Below are 19,173 nucleotides of genomic sequence, written 5' to 3'. Positions count from 1 at the left end.
CCCCGCAATAGGGCCGCGATAGGGAATAGCGGCCGGGCACGGCAAAGCCCCCGGGGCCTGCCCTAAAATCGACCCCCCGGCTACATGGGCGCGCAGCGCCTGGCCAAGGGCCCCACCCGATGAATGCTCCGACCGCGTTGAATACGCTGTTGTCACAGGCCGCAGAGCCTGTACGACTGCGCGAGATCCCCTACAACTACACCAGCTTCTCCGACCGGGAGATCGTGATTCGCCTCCTGGGCGAGCGCGGCTGGGACCTGCTGCAGACCCTGCGCGCCGAGCGCCGCACCGGCCGATCGGCGCGCATGCTCTACGAGGTGCTGGGCGACATCTGGGTGGTGCAGCGCAACCCCTACCTCGTCGACGACCTGCTCGACAACCCGCGCCGCCGCGGCCAGCTGGTCGACGCCCTGCGTCACCGCCTGGGCGAGGTGCAGAAGCGCCGCACCCCCGACAGCGACCTGCCGCGCGACCAGCTGGTGGGCGAGCTCACCGGCCTGGTCAGCCAGGCCGTCGCCGCCTTCGACGACACCTTCCGCGACGTCGCCGCGCTGCGCCGCAAGGCCACCCGCGTGCTGGGCCGGCTCACGGCCAAGGACAACATCAAGTTCGACGGCCTCTCGCGCGTGTCGCACGTGACCGACGCCACCGACTGGCGCGTCGAGTACCCCTTCGTCGTGCTGTGCCCCGACACCGAGGCCGAGATGGCCCTCCTGGTCAAGGGCTGCATCGAGCTGGGCCTGACCATCATTCCGCGCGGGGGCGGCACCGGCTACACCGGCGGCGCCATTCCGCTGACCTGGAAGAGCGTGGTCATCAACACCGAGAAGCTTGAGGCCATGACCGAGGTCGAGCACGTCGCGCTGCCCGGCCTGGACGCGCCCGTGCCCACCATCTGGACCGAGGCCGGCGTGGTCACCCAGCGCGTGGCCGACGCGGCCGAGCGCGCGGGCTTCGTGTTCGCGGTCGACCCGACCTCCGCCGAGGCCTCGTGCGTCGGCGGCAACGTCGCGATGAACGCCGGCGGCAAGAAGGCCGTGCTCTGGGGCACGGCGCTGGACAACCTCGCCTCGTGGCGCATGGTCACGCCGCAGGCCGAATGGCTCGAAGTGACTCGCATCGGCCACAACCTGGGCAAGATCCACGACGCCGAGAGCGCCGTGTTCGAGCTGCAGTACTACGCCGCCGACGGCAAGACGAAACTGCGCACCGAGCGCCTGGACATTCCCGGCAAGACCTTCCGCAAGGAAGGCCTGGGCAAGGACGTGACCGACAAGTTTCTCTCCGGCCTGCCGGGCATCCAGAAAGAGGGCTGCGACGGCCTCATCACCAGCTGCCGCTGGGTGGTGCACAAGATGCCGGCGCACACGCGCACCGTGTGCCTCGAATTCTTCGGCAATGCGAAGGACGCGGTGCCCAGCATCGTCGAGATCAAGGACTTCATGTTCGCCGAGCAGAAGCGCTCGGGCGTGCTGCTGGCCGGCCTGGAGCACCTGGACGACCGCTACCTGAAGGCCGTGGGCTACGCCACCAAGTCGAAGAAGCACGGCGGCCTGCCCAAGATGGTGCTGTTCGGCGACATCGCGGGCGACGACGCCGACGCGGTGGCGCGCGTCACCTCGGAAGTGGTGCGCATCGCCAACTCGCGCAGCGGCGAAGGCTTCATTGCCATCAGCCCCGAGGCGCGCAAGAAATTCTGGCTCGACCGCAAGCGCACGGCCGCCATCAGCAAGCACACCAACGCCTTCAAGATCAACGAAGACGTGGTGATCCCGCTGCCGCGCATGGCCGAGTACAGCGACGGCATCGAGCGCATCAACATCGAGCTGTCGCTGCAGAACAAGCTGGCGCTCACCGACGCGCTCGAAGCCTTCCTCACGCGCGGCAACCTGCCGCTGGGCAAGACCGACGACGCGCACGAGATCCCGGCGGCCGAGCTGCTGGAAGACCGCGTGGCGCAGGCCGTGGCGCTGGTGCACGAGGTGCGTGCGCTGTGGGCCGGTTGGCTGCAGAACGTCGACACGCTGTTCCCGCAACTGCAGGACCACACGCTGCGCGCGAGCTGGAAGACCCAGCTGCGCCAGCCGCTGCAGGAGATTTTTTCGGGCGCCGAGTTCGGGCCGATCCTGGCCGAGTGCACCGCCATCCACAAGCAGGTGCTCAAGGGCCGCGTGTGGGTCGCGCTGCACATGCACGCGGGCGACGGCAACGTGCACACCAACCTGCCCGTCAACAGCGACAACTACGAGATGCTGCAGACCGCGCATGCCGCGGTGGTGCGCATCATGGCGCTGGCGCGCAGCCTGGACGGCGTGATCTCGGGCGAGCACGGCATCGGCATCACCAAGCTCGAGTTCCTCACCGACGAAGAGCTGCGCCCGTTCACCGAATACAAGGCCCGGGTCGACCCCGAAGGCCGCTTCAACAAGGGCAAGCTGCTGCGCACGCCCGCGGGGCAGGCGCAGACGCTGCACGCCGACCTGACCAATGCCTACACGCCGAGCTTTGGCCTCATGGGGCACGAGTCGCTGATCATGCAGCAGAGCGACATCGGCGCCATCGCCGACAGCGTGAAGGACTGCCTGCGCTGCGGCAAGTGCAAGCCGGTGTGCGCCACGCACGTGCCGCGCGCCAACCTGCTGTACAGCCCGCGCAACAAGATCCTCGCGACCTCGCTGCTGGTCGAGGCCTTCCTCTACGAAGAGCAGACCCGGCGCGGCATCAGCATCAAGCACTGGGAAGAGTTCGAGGACGTGGCCGACCACTGCACCGTGTGCCACAAGTGCCTCACGCCGTGCCCGGTGAAGATCGACTTCGGCGACGTGTCGATGAACATGCGCAACCTGCTGCGCAAGATGGGCCAGAAGAGCTTCCGTCCCGGCAACGCGGCCGCGATGTTCTTCCTGAACGCGACCAACCCGCAGACCATCAAGGCGGTGCGCGCGGGCATGGTGGGCATCGGCTTCAAGGCGCAGCGCATGGCCAACGACCTGCTGCGCGGCCTCGCGAAGAAGCAGACCGGCGCGCCGCCGGCCACGCTGGGGCCTGCGCCCATCAAGGAGCAGGTGATCCACTTCATCAACAAGAAGATGCCGGGCAACCTGCCGAAGAAGACGGCGCGCGCGCTGCTCGACATCGAGGATGCCGACTACGTGCCGATCATCCGCAACCCGAAGACGACCAGCTCGGAAACCGAGGCGGTCTTCTACTTCCCGGGCTGCGGCTCGGAGCGGCTGTTCTCGCAGGTGGGCCTGGCCACGCAGGCGATGCTCTGGCACGCGGGCGTGCAGACCGTGCTGCCACCGGGCTACCTGTGCTGCGGCTATCCGCAACGCGGCAGCGGCCAGTTCGACAAGGCCGAGAAGATGATCACGGACAACCGCGTGCTCTTCCACCGCGTCGCCAACACGCTGAACTACCTCGACATCAAGACGGTGGTGGTGAGCTGCGGCACCTGCTACGACCAGCTGCAGGGCTACCAGTTCGACAAGATCTTCCCGGGTTGCCGGATCATCGACATCCACGAGTACCTGCTCGAAAAGGGCATCACGCTGGCCGATGCGGGTGGTGGCGGCTACCTGTACCACGACCCCTGCCATTCGCCGATGAAGCAGCAGGACCCGATGAAGACCGTCAAGGCGCTGGTCGGCGACAACGTGCTCAAGAACGACCGCTGCTGCGGCGAGTCGGGCACGCTGGGCGTGTCGCGGCCCGACATCTCGACGCAGATCCGCTTCCGCAAGGAAGAAGAGCTGAAGAAGGGCGAGGCCGCGCTGCGCGAGAGCGGCAATGTCGGCGCGACCGACAACGTGAAGATCCTCACCAGCTGCCCGAGCTGCCTGCAAGGCCTCTCGCGCTACGGCAACGACCTGAACAACGGCCTGCTCGAAGCCGACTACATCGTGGTCGAGATGGCCAACAAGCTGCTCGGCGACGACTGGATGCCCAACTACGTGGCGGCCGCCAACCAGGGCGGCATCGAGCGGGTGCTCGTATGACGGCAGTGGCGGGTTGCCCGCTGTGCGACGCGCCCGGCGGGCGTGTCGTGTTCGAAGGCGCGAAGCTGCGCGTCATCCATGCGCAGGAAGAAGGCTTTCCGGCCTTCTACCGCGTGGTGTGGCAAGACCATGCAGCGGAGTTCTCCGACCTCGACGCGGCCGACCGCGCGTTGTGCATGGAGGCCGTGGTGCGCGTGGAGCAATGCCTGCGCGACGCGCTGGCGCCCACCAAGCTCAACATCGCCGCGCTCGGCAACATGGTGGCGCACCTGCACTGGCACGTGATCGCGCGTTTCGACTGGGACAGCCATTTCCCCGGTTCGGTCTGGGCCGCCGTGCAACGGACCGCGCCAGCCGAGCGGCTGGCCGCCGTGCAGGCGCTGCTGCCGCAGGCGGAGGCCGACATGGTCCGTCGGCTGGCGACGCTGGCCTGAGGCCTTCGTTTCTTCTTAGTTGGCCGCGGCGGTGCGCGTCGCGCTGCCTGCCTTGCGGTCCGCGCAGGCCTGTTTGAATTCCGGCGTGGCGCGCGTTTCCTTCGAGAAGCGCTTCGAGGCCACGCTGCCATCCCTGCACACGCGATCGAGCTCGGCCTGCGCGCTCTTGTTGCCCGCATGTGCAGCGTGGGCCAGCAGGCGCACCGCGTGGAAGGGCAGCGCGCCCGAGCTGCCGGGTGACGCGGTTGCTGCAGTGCTCGTCGGCTGCGGTGTTGCTGCAGCCTTGACCGGCTCCGCAGGCAGCGTGCGCGCGGTGCCCGCCGAGGTCGGCATGCGCTCGACGGCGGTGAAGTCGCCGCTCTTGCCAGCGCGCTCGACCATCTGCCGGTAGCTGTCCATCATGAACGACGTGTCCTTGGGCGTGAGCTCCTTCGCCGGCTTGGCAAGGTAGGCCGCGACCTCAGGTGGCAGCGCGGCGTTCACGGTGCTCAGTTCATGCGCGCCGCCGAAGCCGCGCGAGCCGGCCTGGGCGGCATGCGCGGCGTCGTCGCCCAGCGCCATCGCGCCCTTGGCGGCCACGCCGGTGGCACCTTCGGCTGCCACCGCGCCGGCGCCGACCGCCGCGCCTTTGCCCGCCACGCCGGCCGCCTTGCCGGCGGTCGCGGCCTTGCCTGCCGCCTTGCCGATCAGGCCCCAGAAGGCATGGGCCGGTGGGGCGAGGGCGGTGCCCGCGAGCGCGATGCAGAGGACGAGGGCGGCCCGGTTCGGGCGCGACAGGAGGAGGGGCGAGCGTGTGCGTGACGGCATGCGGCAATGCTAAGCGCAGGCAGCCGACACGCTGGCGCACAGCGCGCGGCATACTGCGCGAGTCCTCTCCCTTTTCTCTTTTCTCTTCTTCCGAACGGATTCCCCATGGCAGGTTTGCAAGCCGGCGCGCCGACACCCCAATCGATCACCGTGCATGGCCAATCGCGCGTGCTCGAGGTCGGCTTCTCGGACGGCGCCACCTTCCGCATCCCCTTCGAGCTGATGCGCATCTACTCGCCGTCGGCCGAGGTGCAGGGCCACGGTCCGGGGCAGGAGGTGCTGCAGACCGGCAAGCGCGACGTCGACCTGGTCGGGCTCGAGCCGGTGGGCAACTACGCCGTGCAGCCGGCCTTCAGCGATGGCCACAACTCCGGCATCTACACCTGGAGCCTGCTCTATGACCTGGGCGCGCGGCAGGCCGAGCTGTGGGCCGATTACGAGCGGCGCCTGGCCGCGGCGGGCGTGGACCGCGACGCCCCGATGGCCGACAAGGGCGGCCACGCCTGCAGCAGCCACTGAGCGTCGAGGAACCGAGGGTAAACATACCCTGTTGCTATTGAAAAGATAGCCTTACACACAGCAAAGACGCGCGTTGCGGCGGCCCTCCGTTGGAGGAAAAAGCAACAAATGTCCGCCGTGCCCGCGGGGTCGTCGCCTTGAAGGAATGCCTTCCGGCCTAACATCCAGCGCATGAGTACAACCCACTTCGGCTTCGAGAAAGTCGACGAAAGCGAGAAGGCGCAACGCGTTCGCGGCGTCTTCGACTCGGTGGCCTCGCGCTACGACATCATGAACGACCTGATGTCGGCCGGACTGCACCGGGCCTGGAAGGCCTACACCGTGATGGTCGCGAACGTGGGCGAAGGCTCGCGCGTGCTCGACATCGCGGGCGGCACCGGCGACCTCGCACTCGCCTTCTCCAAGAAGGTCGGCGCCACGGGCCAGGTGGTTCATACCGACATCAACGAAGCCATGCTGCGCACCGGCCGCAACCGCCTGCTCGACGCCGGCGTGGTGCTGCCCACCACGGTCTGCGACGCCGAGAAGCTGCCCTTTCCCGACGACCACTTCGACGTGGTCACCGTGGCCTTCGGCCTGCGCAACATGACGCACAAGGACGTTGCCCTCAAGGAGATGAACCGCGTGCTCAAGCCGCGCGGCAAGCTGCTGGTGCTCGAGTTCTCGAAGGTCGCCAAGCCGCTCACGAAGGCCTACGACTGGTATTCGTTCAACGTGCTGCCGCGCCTGGGCAAGCTCGTGGCCGGCGACGACGCGAGCTACCGCTACCTGGCCGAATCGATCCGGATGCATCCCTCGCAAGAGGAGCTCAAGACCCTCATGAAAGAGGGCGGTTTCGGACATGTGGACTATCACAACATGACGGGGGGAATTGCAGCCCTCCATGTTGGAATCAAGTGTTGATCACGATGACGACGCGAATTTTTCGCTCAAGAGGAGACGGCATGAAGAGTTTGGGTTCTTTGTTCTTGGCAGCAGCACTGGTGCTGGTGAGCGTTCAGGCGGAAGCTGCTCGCATGGGTGGCGGCAAGTCCGTCGGTCGCCAGTCGTCCAACGTGACGCAGCGTCAGGCCACGCAGCCCGCGGCCCCCGCGCAGCAGAACGCGACCAATGCGGCGCCCAAGCCCGCAACGCCCGCAGCCGCTGCACCGAAGCGCCCGTGGGGCGCGATGCTCGGCGGTCTCGCCGCCGGCCTGGGCCTGGCATGGCTCGCGAATTCGCTGGGCCTGGGTGCCGGCTTCGCCAACATCCTGCTGATCGCGCTGCTGGCCTTTGCCGCGCTCGCGGTGTGGCGCATCTTCAAGGCGCGCTCGGCCGCGTCGTCGGGCAACGCCAACCGCCAGGGCGCTTTCGCCTTCCAGGGCGCCGGCAGCCCCGCCGATGCACGCGCACCGGCACAGTACAGCCCGGCCAACGTCGGCAACGACGCCTCGGCACGGCCGTGGGAGCGCAACGCCACGGCGTTCGATGCCGCGCCGGCATCGCACGGCAGCAGCCTCTCGGCCGCGGGTGCCGCAGCCGGCGGCAGCATGATCGGTTCGGCACTGGCCGGTTCGCAGTCCTGGGGCATCCCCGCGGGCTTCGACGCCGACGGTTTCCTCACCGCCGCCAAGCGCAACTTCGTGACCCTGCAAGACGCCTGGGACCGCGCCGACGTGTCGATGCTGCGTTCCATGATGACCGACAGCATGGTCGAAGAGATCCGCACGCAGCTGGCCGACCGCGCCAGCCACACGGGCGGTGCGCTCAACAAGACCGAAGTCGTGATGCTCGACGCCAAGCTGCTGGGCATCGAAGAGTTGCCCGACGCCTACATGGCGAGCGTGGAGTTCTCCGGCATGATCCGTGAAGACGCGTCGGCGGGCCCGGCCCCGTTCCGCGAAGTCTGGAACATGACCAAGACCGGCAGCGCCGGCTGGCTCGTCGCAGGCGTGCAAGCGCTGCAGTGACAAAAACCTGAGCTGCAGCCGTCACCCGGCTGTAGCACTGACGGGATAATGGGGACCATGGCTACACCATCGTCCCCTTTTTCTTTGCTCGGCGACCTGTTCAACCGCATCGGCGAACGCCTGCAACCGCCGGCCTGGGCCGTCCACGAAATCCAGCACCGCGCGGTTCTGTTCCTGAACCACGTGCTGCAGCAGGAACCCGAAGCGCAGCAGCGGCTGCTGCGCCAGCAGGGCAGGGTGGTGCGCTTCCAGTGGCGCTTCGTGACGATGGAACTGGTGGCCACGCCGGCCGGCCTGCTCGACCTGGCACCTGCCGGCTCCACGCCCGAACTCACGCTCACCGTGATCGATGACTCCCCCTTCGACATTGCCCGCGCCACGCTGCGGGGCGACAAGCCTTCCGTGCAGATCGTCGGCGACGTGCAGCTCGCGGCCGAGGTCAACTGGCTGGTCGACCACGTGCGCTGGGACGTCGAGGACGACCTGGCCCGCGTGATCGGCGACGTGCCCGCGCACACGCTGGGCAACGGCGTGCGCCGCGTGGTGGGCGCGCTGCGCCAGTTCGTCGGCGACCGCTCGGCCCGTGCCGGCGGTGCGGCGGGCCACGCCGAATGAGTCGCTTCTATCGCGGCCTGTTCATCGTCTGGGTCGCACTGCGCTATGGCCTGGACGAGCTCGTGCTCACGAGCTTCCAGAAGCCCTGGCTGCGCGTGGTGGCACGCATCGTCTCGATCGGACGCAACCTCGACGCGCCGCGCGGCCAGCGCCTGCGCGAGGCGCTGGAGCGGCTGGGCCCCATCTTCGTGAAGTTCGGCCAGGTGCTGTCCACGCGGCGCGACCTGCTGCCGCCCGACATCGCCGACGAGCTCGCCTTCCTGCAGGACCGCGTGCCGCCGTTCCCCTCGGCAGTGGCGGTTGCGACCATCGAGCGCGCCTTCCGCCGCCCGGTGAGCGACGTGTTCGTGCAGTTCGACGAAACGCCCATCGCCAGCGCCTCGATCGCGCAGGTGCACTTCGCGACCATCCGCACCAACCAGGGCGAGATCCGCGACGTGGCGGTGAAGGTGCTGCGCCCCAACATGCGCGGCGTGATCGAGAAGGACCTGGCCCTCATGGCCATGATGGCCGGCTGGATCGAGAAGCTCTCGCCCGACGGCAAGCGCCTGAAGCCGCGCGAGGTGGTCGGCGAGTTCGACAAGTACCTGCACGACGAGCTCGACCTCGTGCGCGAGGCCGCCAACGCCGCGCAGCTGCGCCGCAACATGGCCTCGCTCGACCTGGTGCTGATCCCCGAGATGTTCTGGGACTTCTGCCACCCCGAAGTCATCGTGATGGAGCGCATGAACGGCGTGCCCATTGCCCAGATCGACAAGCTGCGCGCCGCCGGCGTCGACATTCCCAAGCTCGCGCGCGACGGCGTGACGATCTTCTTCACACAGGTGTTCCGCGACGGCTTCTTCCATGCCGACATGCACCCGGGCAACATCCAGGTGAGCCTGGCGCCCGAGACCTTCGGGCGCTACATCTCGCTCGACTTCGGCATCATCGGCACGCTCACCGAGTCCGACAAGGAGTACCTCGCGCAGAACTTCGCGGCCTTCTTCCGGCGCGACTACAAGCGCGTGGCCGAGCTGCACCTGGAGAGCGGCTGGGTGCCGCAGGGCACGCGCATCGACGAGCTCGAGGCCGCGATCCGCACCGTGTGCGAGCCGTACTTCGACCGGCCGCTGAAGGAGATCTCGCTGGGCATGGTGCTGATGCGCCTGTTCCAGACCTCGCGCCGCTTCCACGTCGAGATCCAGCCGCAGCTGGTGCTGCTGCAGAAGACCCTGCTGAACATCGAGGGCCTGGGCCGCAGCATCGACCCCGAGCTCGACCTCTGGGCCACGGCCAAGCCCTTCCTCGAGAAGTGGATGATCGACCAGATCGGGCCGAAGAAGCTGTTCCAGCAGCTGCGGGCCGAGGCGCCGCGCTACGCGAAATTGCTGCCGCAGTTGCCGCGCTTGCTGCACGATTTCCTGGAAAATCGGCCGCCCGATCACCGCCGCGAGTTGCAGGAGCTGCTGGCCGCGCAAAAGCGCACCAACCGGCTGCTGCAGGCCATCCTCTATGGCGGCATCGGATTCGTCCTGGGGTTGCTCGCCATGCAAGTGCTGGTGCGCGTGCGTTTGTTCTAGAGGCTGGAGGAGTTTTGCCGTGTTGTTGACGCTGGTCATCGTCTATCTGCTGGTCACCATCGCCATCGGCCTGTATGCGGCCAAACGGGTGAAGAACACCACCGACTTCGCGATCGCGGGGCGGCACCTGCCGCTGTTCATGATCATCACGACCACCTTCGCGACCTGGTTCGGGTCCGAGACGGTGCTCGGCATCCCGGCCAAGTTCATCGAGGGCGGCCTCAGCGGCGTGGTCGAAGACCCGTTCGGCGCGGGCACCTGCCTGATCCTGGTGGGCCTGTTCTTCGCGGGCAAGCTGTACCGCATGACGCTCCTGACCATCAGCGACTACTACCGCGAGCGCTACGGCCGCAGCGTGGAAGTGGCCTGCTCGCTGATCATCATGCTGAGCTACCTGGGCTGGGTGTCGGCGCAGGTCACGGCGCTGGGGCTGGTGTTCAACGTGCTGTCGGCCGGCGCCATCAGCATCCCGCTGGGCATGGTGATCGGCGTGGTCTCGATCCTGGCCTACACGCTGTTCGGCGGCATGTGGTCGGTGGCCGTGACCGACTTCATCCAGATGATCATTCTGGTCGTCGGCCTCGCGGTCATCGCGATGTTCGCGGGCGACATGGCCGGCGGCGCCGACAAGGTGGTGGCCTTCGCGGTCAGCAAGGACCTCTTCAAGTTCTGGCCCGAGCCCAACTGGCACGACATGGTGTTCTTCTTTGCCGCGGCCATCACGATGATGCTGGGCTCCATTCCGCAGCAGGACGTGTTCCAGCGCGTGATGTCGGCCAACAGCGTCAAGGCCGCCACGCGCGGCCCGGTGATCGGCGGCGTGGCCTACATCCTGTTCGCCTTCGTGCCGATGTTCCTCGTGGCCAGCGCGCTGCTGATCATGCCGGAGGAGGTGGCCGTGCTGCTGAAGGAAGATCCGCAGAAGGTGCTGCCCACGCTGGTGCTGCAGAAGATGCCCTTCGTGATGCAGGTGCTGTTCTTCGGCGCGCTGCTGTCGGCCATCAAGTCGACCGCCTCGGCCACCCTGCTGGCGCCCAGCGTCACCTTCACCGAGAACATCTGGCGCCAGTTCCGTCCCGCCGGCACCGACCGCGAGAACCTGATGACCATGCGCATCACGGTGCTGCTGTTCAGCGCCGCCGTGCTGGCCTACGCGATCCGCATGCAGGGCACGCCGATCTACGAACTGGTCTCGGGCGCCTACCAGGTGCCGCTGGTCGGGGCCTTCGTGCCGCTGGTGTGCGGCCTGTACTGGCGCCGCGCCACCACCCAGGGGGCCATCGCCTCGATCGTGGGGGGCATCGGCGTCTGGCTGCTGTTCATGGCCATGCCCTGGGGTACCGCCTTCCCGGCCCAGCTGGCGGGCGTGCTGTCCTCCTTCGCGGGCATGGTCATCGGCTCGCTGCTGCCGCAATGGATAGCGAACACTCACACGCCGCACCGCCTCCTGGCGACCGAGCCGGCCTGACGCCGGGCCGGGCCGCGCCCCCACGGCCCCTGCGGGCGGGGGCGCCCCTATAATCGAGGGCTTTGCGAGCGGCAGCTGCGTCGCTCATTCCCACCCCGATTTCCCATGCCCATTTACGCCTACAAGTGCAGTTCCTGCGGCTTTGCCAAGGACGTTCTGCAGAAGATGTCGGACACGCCGCTCTCGGTGTGCCCGGAATGCGGTGCGAGCGCATTTGAAAAGCAGGTCACGGCCGCCGGCTTCCAGCTCAAGGGCTCGGGCTGGTACGTGACCGACTTCCGCGAGGGCGGCGGCAAGAAGTCCGAGGCCGCCACCGCGCCCGCTGCGTCCGGCGACGGCGCCAAGTCGGCCGACGCTTCTTCTTCGTCCCCCGCCTCCAGCCCCGCACCGGCGCCCGCTCCCGCGCCGGCCCCCGCTGCAACGGCTGCCGCCAAGAGCGGCGACTGACGGAACCCTCTCCCATGTCCGCCCTGCGCAAATGGTTGTTCTCCGGTTTGCTGGTGATCGTTCCGCTGTTCATCACCCTGGCGGTGCTGAAGTGGATCATCGACACGCTCGACCAGACGCTGTGGGTGCTGCCGGGCGCATGGCAGCGCTGGCTCTACGACAACAACATCCGCGGGCTCGGTGTGCTGCTCACGCTGGCCATCCTGCTGGTGGTCGGTGCCATTGCGAGCAACTTCGTCGGCAAGCGCCTGCTCGGCTGGGGCGACGCTGTGGTGCGCCGCATTCCGGTCGTGCGCTCGATCTACTCGAGCGTCAAGCAGGTGTCGGACACGCTGTTCTCCGAGAACGGCAATGCATTCCGCACGGCAGTGCTGATCCAGTGGCCGCGCGAGAGCGTGTGGACCATTGCCTTCGTGACCGGCGCGCCGGGCAACGAGGTGGCCGAGTACCTGGGCAGCGAGGAATTCCTCAGCGTCTACGTGCCGACCACGCCCAACCCCACGGGCGGCTACTTCGTCATGCTCAAGCGCAGTGACTGCGTCGAACTGAAGATGAGCGTGGACGAAGCGCTCAAGTACATCGTCTCGATGGGCGTGGTCGTTCCAGGCGGCCCCTCCTCGGTGGCGATCAAGCCATCCAACTCATAAAAACGAACGCGCCACGACGGCGCCGGAAGTCATCTCTATGGCCATGCGTACTCACTATTGCGGTCTTGTGACCGAAGCCCTGTTGGGCCAGACCGTCACCCTGTGCGGGTGGGTCAACCGTCGCCGCGACCACGGCGGCGTGATCTTCATCGACGTGCGCGACCGCGAAGGCTACGTGCAGGTGGTGTGCGCCCCCGACCGCGCCTCGACCTTCGCCGTGGCCGAGAACCTGCGCAACGAGTTCTGCGTGCAGATCACCGGCCTGGTGCGCGCGCGCCCCGAAGGCACGACCAACGACAGCCTCAAGAGCGGCAAGATCGAAGTGCTGTGCCACGAACTGAAGGTGCTGAACCCGTCGGTCACGCCCCCGTTCCTGCTGGACGACGACAACCTGTCGGAAACCACCCGCCTCACGCACCGCGTGCTCGACCTGCGCCGCCCGGCCATGCAGCGCAACATGATGCTGCGCTACAAGGTGACGATGGAAACGCGCAAGTTCCTCGATGCCAACGGCTTCATCGACATCGAGACGCCGATGCTGGGCAAGTCCACGCCCGAAGGCGCGCGCGACTACCTCGTGCCCAGCCGCGTGCACGACGGCAGCTTCTTCGCGCTGCCGCAGTCGCCCCAGCTCTTCAAGCAGCTGCTGATGGTGGCCGGCTACGACCGCTACTACCAGATCGTGAAGTGCTTCCGCGACGAAGACCTGCGCGCCGACCGCCAGCCTGAATTCACGCAGATCGACATCGAGACCTCGTTCCTCGCCGAAGAGGAAATCCGCGAGATGTTCGAAGGCATGATCCGCAACGTGTTCCGCAACGCCGCGGACATCGACCTGCCGGTGTTCCCGACCATGAGCTACGCCGACGCGATGTTCAAGTACGGCTCGGACAAGCCCGACCTGCGCGTGAAGCTCGAGTTCACCGAACTCACCGAGCTGATGAAGCGCGTCGAGTTCAAGGTGTTCTCCAACGCCGCCACCATGGCCGGCGGCCGCGTCGTCGCACTGCGCGTGCCCGGCGGCGGTGCCGAGGGCGGCCTGTCGCGCGGCGAGATCGACGCGTACCAGGAGTTCGTGAAGATCTACGGCGCCAAGGGCCTGGCCTACATCAAGGTCAACGACGCAGCCGCCGGCCGCGAAGGCCTGCAGAGCCCGATCGTCAAGAACCTGGACGACGCCACGTTGGCCGAGATCATCGCCCGCACGGGTGCGCGCAACGGCGACATCCTGTTCTTCGGCGCCGACAAGGAAAAGGTCGTCAACGACGCCATCGGCGCGCTGCGCGTGAAGATCGGCCACAGCGCCTTCGGCAAGAAGGCGGGCCTCTTCGACGACCGCTGGGCACCGCTGTGGGTGGTCGACTTCCCGATGTTCGAGTTCGACGAGGAAGGCCAGCGCTGGAGCGCCGTGCACCACCCGTTCACCGCACCGAAGGACGGTCATGAAGACCTCATGGACACCGCGCCCGAGAAGTGCATCGCCAAGGCCTACGACATGGTGCTCAACGGCATCGAGATGGGCGGCGGTTCGGTGCGTATCCACCGCGAGGAAGTGCAGAGCAAGGTGTTCCGCGCGCTCAAGATCAGCGCCGAGGACGCGCAGCTCAAGTTCGGCTTCCTGCTGGACGCGCTGCAGTACGGCGCCCCGCCGCACGGCGGCATCGCCATCGGCCTGGACCGCCTGGTCATGCTCATGACCGGCGCCGAGTCGATCCGCGACGTGATCGCCTTCCCCAAGACCCAGCGCGCGCAAGACCTGCTGACGCAGGCGCCGAGCCCGGTCGACGAGAAGCAGCTGCGCGAACTGCACATCAAGCTGCGCAACACGCCGCAGGCGGCCTGATGCAGCCATGACGACCGGCACCCGGCCCTGGAAGATCCCGGAGTCGGTGCTGGTCGTGATCCACACGCCGGCACTCGATGTGCTGCTCATCCGGCGTGCGGATGCCGAGTCCGACTTCTGGCAATCGGTCACCGGCAGCAAGGACACCCTCGACGAGCCGCTGGCGCTCACGGCCGCCCGCGAGGTGGCCGAGGAAACCGGCATCCAGTGCGGCGAAGGCAGCGCCCTGGCTTCGCAACTGGTCGACTGGCAGCTGCGCAACGTCTACGAGATCTACCCGGGCTGGCGCGCGCGCTACGAACCCGGCGTCACCCACAACACCGAGCACCTGTTCGGCTTGTGCGTGCCCGAACGCCTGACGCCCGTGCTCGACCCGCGCGAGCACACCGACTGGCAATGGCTGCCGTACCACGAGGCGGCCGACGCCTGCTTTTCCCCGTCGAACGCCGAAGCCATTCTGTTGCTGCCAGAATTTGCGCGATGAACCCACCGGCCGCCGCAGCAGCAGCAACGCAGAACCTTCGGGTCGCGACCTACAACATCCACAAGGGTGTGCAGGGGATCGGGCCGGCGCGTCGGCTCGAGATCCACAACCTGGGCCACGCCATCGAGCAGCTCGATGCCGACATCGTCTGCCTGCAGGAAGTGCGCAAGATGAACCGCCAGGCCGCCGCCCGCTTTCCGCGCTGGCCCGAGCTGCCGCAGGCCGACTTTCTGGCGCCCGAGGGCTACACGGCCGTCTACGAGACCAACGCCGTCACGCGCCATGGCGAGCACGGCAACGCGCTGCTCACGCGCTGGCCGGTGATCCGCACGGGCCACCAGGACATCTCCGACCACCGCTTCGAACAGCGCGGCCTGCTGCATGCCGTGATCGACGTGGAAGGGCGCCGGGTGCACGCCATCGTGGTGCACCTGGGGCTCATCAAGGGCAGCCGCGTGCGGCAGGTGGCCCGGCTGCGCGAGTTCATCGAGCGCGAGGTGCCGGCCGACGAGGCCGTGGTGGTGGCCGGCGATTTCAACGACTGGGGCGCGCGCATGCGCTACGCCATGAATGCCATGGGCCTGCGCGACACCAGCGACCTGCGCGGCCCGCGCACGCTCACGTACCCGTCGCGCCTGCCCGTGACGCAGCTCGATTTCGTCTACGGCCGCCAGCTCGAACCGCTGGCCTGCAACGTGCCGCGCGGCCCGATCTGGGCCCGCATGTCCGACCACCTTCCACTGGTAGCCGACTTCGCGCTACCTAATTGATAGCATTGCTCCGAGAAGGGGCGGGCGTTGCAGCCCGAATCCCCTGGGGCCATTCACTGGTACGATCCCCGCCATGCTGAGGAAAACCGACGTCGAACCGCTTCCCGATCGAAAAGATGATGACGAGGGCACCCCCGTCTCCGTCAAGATCCGCGAGCGACTGAATGCAGCGCGCAAGCGTTTCAACGCCAACGACAACATCGCCGAGTTCATCCAGCCGGGCGAACTGGAGTCGCTGCTCGACGAGGTCGAGGTCAAGATGAAGGGCGTGCTCGAGAGCCTGGTCATCGACGTCGAGAACGACCACAACACCGACAACACCGCGCGCCGCGTGGCCAAGATGTACCTCAACGAGGTGTTCCGCGGCCGCTACGTGCCGGCACCTCCGCTCACCGAGTTCCCCAACGCCGAGCACCTGAACGAGCTGATGATCGTCGGCCCGATCACCGTGCGCAGCGCCTGCTCGCACCACTTCTGCCCGATCATCGGCAAGCTCTGGATCGGCGTGATGCCCAACGAGCACACCAACGTGATCGGCCTGTCCAAGTACGCACGCCTGGCCGAATGGGTCATGGGCCGTCCGCAGATCCAGGAAGAAGCCGTGGTGCAGCTGGCCGACCTGATCCAGGAAAAGACGCAGCCCGACGGCCTTGCGCTGGTCATGGAGGCCGAGCACTTCTGCATGGCCTGGCGCGGCGTGAAGGAAATGGACAGCAAGATGATCAACTCCGTCATGCGCGGCGTGTTCCTGAAAGACCCGAGCCTGCGTCGCGAATTCCTCTCCCTCCTGCCACGAAAGAGCTGAGCCATGCTGGTCCGACTTCTCTATGCCAGTCGCGCCGTCGATACCAGCCCCGAGGCCATCGAGGCGATCCTCGCGAAATCGCGCACGCACAACCCGGCCTGCGGCATCACGGGCATCCTCTGCTACGGCGCCGGCACCTTCCTGCAGGCCATCGAGGGTGGTCGCGACGCCATCAGCGATCTCTACGGCCATATCCAGCGCGATCCGCGCCACAAGGACGTGGTGCTGCTGCACTACGAAGAAATCTCCGAGCGCCGCTTCGGCGGCTGGACGATGGGGCAGGTCAACCTCTCCAAGCTCAACGCCTCGACGCTGCTGAAGTACTCCGAGAAGCCCGAGCTCGACCCGTACAAGGTCTCGGGCAAGGTCTCGCTCGCGCTGCTCGAAGAACTGATGGCCACCGCGGCCATCGTCGGCCGCCACTGATCCCGGTTCGACCGGGGTGCCCCTTTCCGCTTTCGCACTGATCCTGCTGGCTGGAGTCATCCACGCCAGCTGGAACATCGCCGCCAAGAAGGCGAACGGCGATTCGCGCTTCGCGTTCCAGAGCGGCGTGTTCATGGCCGTGGTGTGGGCGCCCGTGGGCATCACGCTCGGCTGGAGCGTCGTGCCGACCTGGGGCACGAAGGAGTGGGCCTTCATCGTGCTGAGCGGCGTGCTGCACGTCTTCTATTACGTCGTGCTGCTGCGCGGCTACCGCAAGTCCGATCTCACGGTGGTCTACCCGCTGGCGCGCGGCTCGGGGCCGCTGCTGTCGTCGCTGGTCGCGATCCTGTTCCTGGGCGAGAAGATCAGCCTCGTCGGCGTGGCCGGCATCTTCGGCGTGGTGCTCGGCGTGTTCCTGGTGGCCGGCGGCCCGCGCCTCTTTCACAAGAAGCACGACCCGGTGCAGCGCGAGCGCGTGCACAAGGGCATGCGTTATGGCGTGCTGACCGGCGCCTTCATCGCGGCCTACACGGTCACCGACAGCTACGCCGTCAAGTTCCTCGCGATGTCGCCGATCCTGCTCGACTACATGAGCAACTTCGTGCGCCTCGTGCTGCTGCTGCCCGCCGCGCTGCAGGACCGCGCGACCACCGCGCGCATGTGGCGCGACCAGTGGAAGTACGCGCTGCTGGTGGCGGCGATCAGCCCCGTCTCGTATGTGCTCGTGCTGTATGCGGTGCAGCAGGCGCCCATCTCGCACGTCGCGCCGGCGCGCGAGGTGTCGATGCTGTTCGCCGCGCTGATCGGCGGGCACCTGCTGCGCGAAGGCGACCGCATGCTGCGGCTGCTGGGCGCGCTGTTCATCGCGGCCGGCGTGATCGCGCTCGCACTGGGTTGACCGAAGGCGGGCGATGCTTTTCGGCTGCGATTTCTCGAGCGCACCGACCGCCCGCAAACCCATCGTCGTGGCCGTCGGTGAACTGGCCGGCCCGGATGTCGTCACGCTGACCGGTCTGCACCGCTTCGCCACGCTCGACGCCTGGGGCCAGTGGCTCGACAGCAGCACGCCCGCCTGGGTCGGCGGTTTCGACTTTCCCTTCGGCCTGCCGCGCGAGCTGGTCGAGCACCTGCAGTGGCCGACCGCGTGGGATGCGCTGATCGCCCACTACGCCGGCCTGAGCCGTGCCGAGATCCGCGACACCTTCGCCGCTTTCTGCGCGGCGCGTCCGGTCGGCGGCAAGTTCGCGCACCGTGCGACCGACGCGCCGGCCGGCTCGAGCCCGTCGATGAAATGGGTGAACCCGCCGGTCGCCTACATGCTGCATGCCGGCGTGCCGCGCTTGCTCGCCGCCGGCGCCACCTTGCCGGGTCTGCACACGGGCACCCACAAGGAGCGCATCGCGCTGGAGGCGTATCCCGGCCTGCTGGCCCGCGAGCTGATCGGCCGGCGCAGCTACAAGAGCGACGACCTCGCGCGGCAGTCGCCCGAGCGCGGGGCCGCGCGCGCCGACCTGCTGGCCGCGCTCGAGGCCGGACGCACGCGGCTCGGCCTGCGCCTCCAACTCACGGCCGCGCAGCGCGACGGGCTGCGCGCCGACGCCAAGGGCGATGAACTCGACGCCGTGCTGTGCCTGCTGCAGGCCGCTTGGGCCCGCCAGCGCGCCGATAGCCCCGGGCCGGGCTATGGATTGCCGGGGGCCATGGACCCGCTCGAAGGCTGGATCGTCAGCGCCTGAGCCGCCTGCCGTCGCTTGCTTGTCCTACAGCGCTTCGGGCCTGCGGCGACACCCGGGCGCGGGCGGTGGGGACTAGATTGACTGGCGTGGACCAAGCCGGTCCATGCACCCATTCCGACCGCAGGAGGATTTCCCATGACAACGTCGAACCGTTCCCTCGCTCCCTTTGCCACCTCGCGCACCTGGCTCGCCGTGCTCGCAGCCGGCGCCGCGCTGACCCTGGCCGCCTGCGACAAGCCGGGCAACCAGACCGCCGGTGAGAAGCTCGACAGCGCCGTCGCCAAGACCGAGCAGGCGGCCTCCGATGCCAAGGCCAAGACCGAACAGGCCGCGGCCGACGCCAAGACCGGCATGGCCGGCGCCACCGCCGATGTGAAGGAAGCCGCCAAGGACGCCACCGCCGCCGTGACCGCCACGGTCGACGACGCCGCGATCACCGCCTCGGTCTCGGCCGGCCTGGCCAAGGACCCGGACCTGAGCGCGATCAAGATCGACGTCGACACCAAGGGCGGCGCCGTGAGCCTCAAGGGTCCGGCCCCGACGGCCGCCGCCAAGTCGCGCGCCGAGGAGATCGCCAAGGCCGTGCAGGGCGTGAAGTCGGTGAACAACCAGCTCGAAGTGAAGGGCTGACCGGCGCTTCTGTCGCGCCCAGCAAAAAGCCCG

Annotated in this window: 19 protein-coding genes; 18 read left to right on the top strand and 1 reads right to left on the bottom strand. The window is 67.7% G+C overall.

From position 1 onward, the window contains the following. Window positions 1–119 precede the first annotated feature (119 nt). Together AC07XP_RS15460 and AC07XP_RS15455 are read left to right on the top strand one after the other, a co-directional pair. Entirely contained in the window at window positions 120–3,998 is a 3,879-nt protein-coding gene (locus tag AC07XP_RS15460) for a DUF3683 domain-containing protein (RefSeq protein ID WP_495265171.1), read from the top strand. Next, window positions 3,995–4,432 (top strand): HIT family protein, encoded by a 438-nt coding sequence (locus tag AC07XP_RS15455; protein WP_495265170.1) that lies wholly within the window; start codon window positions 3,995–3,997, stop codon window positions 4,430–4,432. The genes AC07XP_RS15460 and AC07XP_RS15455 overlap by 4 nt, the downstream gene beginning before the upstream one ends. Window positions 4,433–4,447: 15 nt before the next feature. Here AC07XP_RS15455 and AC07XP_RS15450 read toward each other — a convergent pair whose 3' ends face one another. Continuing rightward, the gene (locus AC07XP_RS15450) at window positions 4,448–5,239 is read right to left on the bottom strand and encodes a hypothetical protein (protein ID WP_495265169.1); all 792 of its coding nucleotides are present in this window, start codon (window positions 5,237–5,239) and stop codon (window positions 4,448–4,450) included. 105 nt (window positions 5,240–5,344) lie between these two features. Here AC07XP_RS15450 and AC07XP_RS15445 point away from each other — a divergent pair, with 105 nt between their 5' ends. The 16 genes from AC07XP_RS15445 to AC07XP_RS15370 all read left to right on the top strand — a co-directional run bounded on the left by AC07XP_RS15445 (window position 5,345) and on the right by AC07XP_RS15370 (window position 19,140). Next, window positions 5,345–5,758 (top strand): gamma-butyrobetaine hydroxylase family protein, encoded by a 414-nt coding sequence (locus tag AC07XP_RS15445; RefSeq protein WP_062477026.1) that lies wholly within the window; start codon window positions 5,345–5,347, stop codon window positions 5,756–5,758. Between the two features lie 171 nt (window positions 5,759–5,929). Next, window positions 5,930–6,661 carry a bifunctional demethylmenaquinone methyltransferase/2-methoxy-6-polyprenyl-1,4-benzoquinol methylase UbiE gene (gene ubiE, locus AC07XP_RS15440; protein ID WP_056578284.1) on the top strand — a complete coding sequence of 244 codons (732 nt, stop codon included), beginning with the start codon at window positions 5,930–5,932 and terminating at the stop codon, window positions 6,659–6,661. Between the two features lie 41 nt (window positions 6,662–6,702). Further along, window positions 6,703–7,707, top strand: coding sequence for a Tim44 domain-containing protein (locus AC07XP_RS15435; RefSeq protein ID WP_139700159.1), 1,005 nt, complete (start codon window positions 6,703–6,705; stop codon window positions 7,705–7,707). Between the two features lie 57 nt (window positions 7,708–7,764). After that, complete coding sequence (locus AC07XP_RS15430) at window positions 7,765–8,322, top strand: ubiquinone biosynthesis accessory factor UbiJ (protein ID WP_062477123.1); 558 nt, start codon at window positions 7,765–7,767, stop codon at window positions 8,320–8,322. Beyond that, window positions 8,319–9,884 carry a ubiquinone biosynthesis regulatory protein kinase UbiB gene (ubiB, locus tag AC07XP_RS15425; protein WP_062477035.1) on the top strand — a complete coding sequence of 522 codons (1,566 nt, stop codon included), beginning with the start codon at window positions 8,319–8,321 and terminating at the stop codon, window positions 9,882–9,884. Before AC07XP_RS15430 ends, ubiB begins: the two co-directional genes overlap by 4 nt. Window positions 9,885–9,903: 19 nt before the next feature. Further along, window positions 9,904–11,352: a high affinity choline transporter 1 gene (locus AC07XP_RS15420; protein ID WP_062477039.1), complete on the top strand. Its 1,449-nt coding sequence runs from the start codon at window positions 9,904–9,906 to the stop codon at window positions 11,350–11,352. 105 nt (window positions 11,353–11,457) lie between these two features. Then, window positions 11,458–11,799 (top strand): FmdB family zinc ribbon protein, encoded by a 342-nt coding sequence (locus tag AC07XP_RS15415; protein WP_062477042.1) that lies wholly within the window; start codon window positions 11,458–11,460, stop codon window positions 11,797–11,799. 14 nt (window positions 11,800–11,813) lie between these two features. Then, complete coding sequence (locus AC07XP_RS15410) at window positions 11,814–12,446, top strand: DUF502 domain-containing protein (protein WP_062477045.1); 633 nt, start codon at window positions 11,814–11,816, stop codon at window positions 12,444–12,446. A 37-nt stretch (window positions 12,447–12,483) separates the two neighbouring features. Next, window positions 12,484–14,289, top strand: a complete 1,806-nt coding sequence (gene aspS, locus AC07XP_RS15405; protein WP_495265168.1) for an aspartate--tRNA ligase — start codon at window positions 12,484–12,486, stop codon at window positions 14,287–14,289. A gap of 7 nt (window positions 14,290–14,296) precedes the next feature. Next, a complete protein-coding gene (gene nudB, locus AC07XP_RS15400; protein ID WP_369631684.1) occupies window positions 14,297–14,773 on the top strand; it encodes a dihydroneopterin triphosphate diphosphatase in 477 nt (158 codons plus the stop codon). Next, window positions 14,770–15,543 (top strand): endonuclease/exonuclease/phosphatase family protein, encoded by a 774-nt coding sequence (locus tag AC07XP_RS15395; RefSeq protein ID WP_487847824.1) that lies wholly within the window; start codon window positions 14,770–14,772, stop codon window positions 15,541–15,543. Before nudB ends, AC07XP_RS15395 begins: the two co-directional genes overlap by 4 nt. 73 nt (window positions 15,544–15,616) lie before the next feature. Then, window positions 15,617–16,348, top strand: coding sequence for a GTP cyclohydrolase I (gene folE / locus AC07XP_RS15390; RefSeq protein WP_062477056.1), 732 nt, complete (start codon window positions 15,617–15,619; stop codon window positions 16,346–16,348). Between the two features lie 3 nt (window positions 16,349–16,351). Then, window positions 16,352–16,774: a BLUF domain-containing protein gene (locus tag AC07XP_RS15385; protein WP_062477059.1), complete on the top strand. Its 423-nt coding sequence runs from the start codon at window positions 16,352–16,354 to the stop codon at window positions 16,772–16,774. Between the two features lie 16 nt (window positions 16,775–16,790). Further along, window positions 16,791–17,672, top strand: coding sequence for an EamA family transporter (locus AC07XP_RS15380; protein ID WP_390346141.1), 882 nt, complete (start codon window positions 16,791–16,793; stop codon window positions 17,670–17,672). Between the two features lie 13 nt (window positions 17,673–17,685). Then, window positions 17,686–18,510: a DUF429 domain-containing protein gene (locus AC07XP_RS15375; RefSeq protein WP_495265167.1), complete on the top strand. Its 825-nt coding sequence runs from the start codon at window positions 17,686–17,688 to the stop codon at window positions 18,508–18,510. Window positions 18,511–18,645: 135 nt separating this feature from the next. Beyond that, the gene (locus AC07XP_RS15370; protein WP_062477068.1) at window positions 18,646–19,140 is read left to right on the top strand and encodes a BON domain-containing protein; all 495 of its coding nucleotides are present in this window, start codon (window positions 18,646–18,648) and stop codon (window positions 19,138–19,140) included. Window positions 19,141–19,173: the final 33 nt, after the last annotated feature.

It is taken from the genome of Variovorax sp. GW531-E2 (assembly GCF_059423125.1).
The sequence above is the reverse complement of the archived record's forward strand: the minus strand, read 5'-3'. Positions and strand labels throughout refer to the sequence as shown.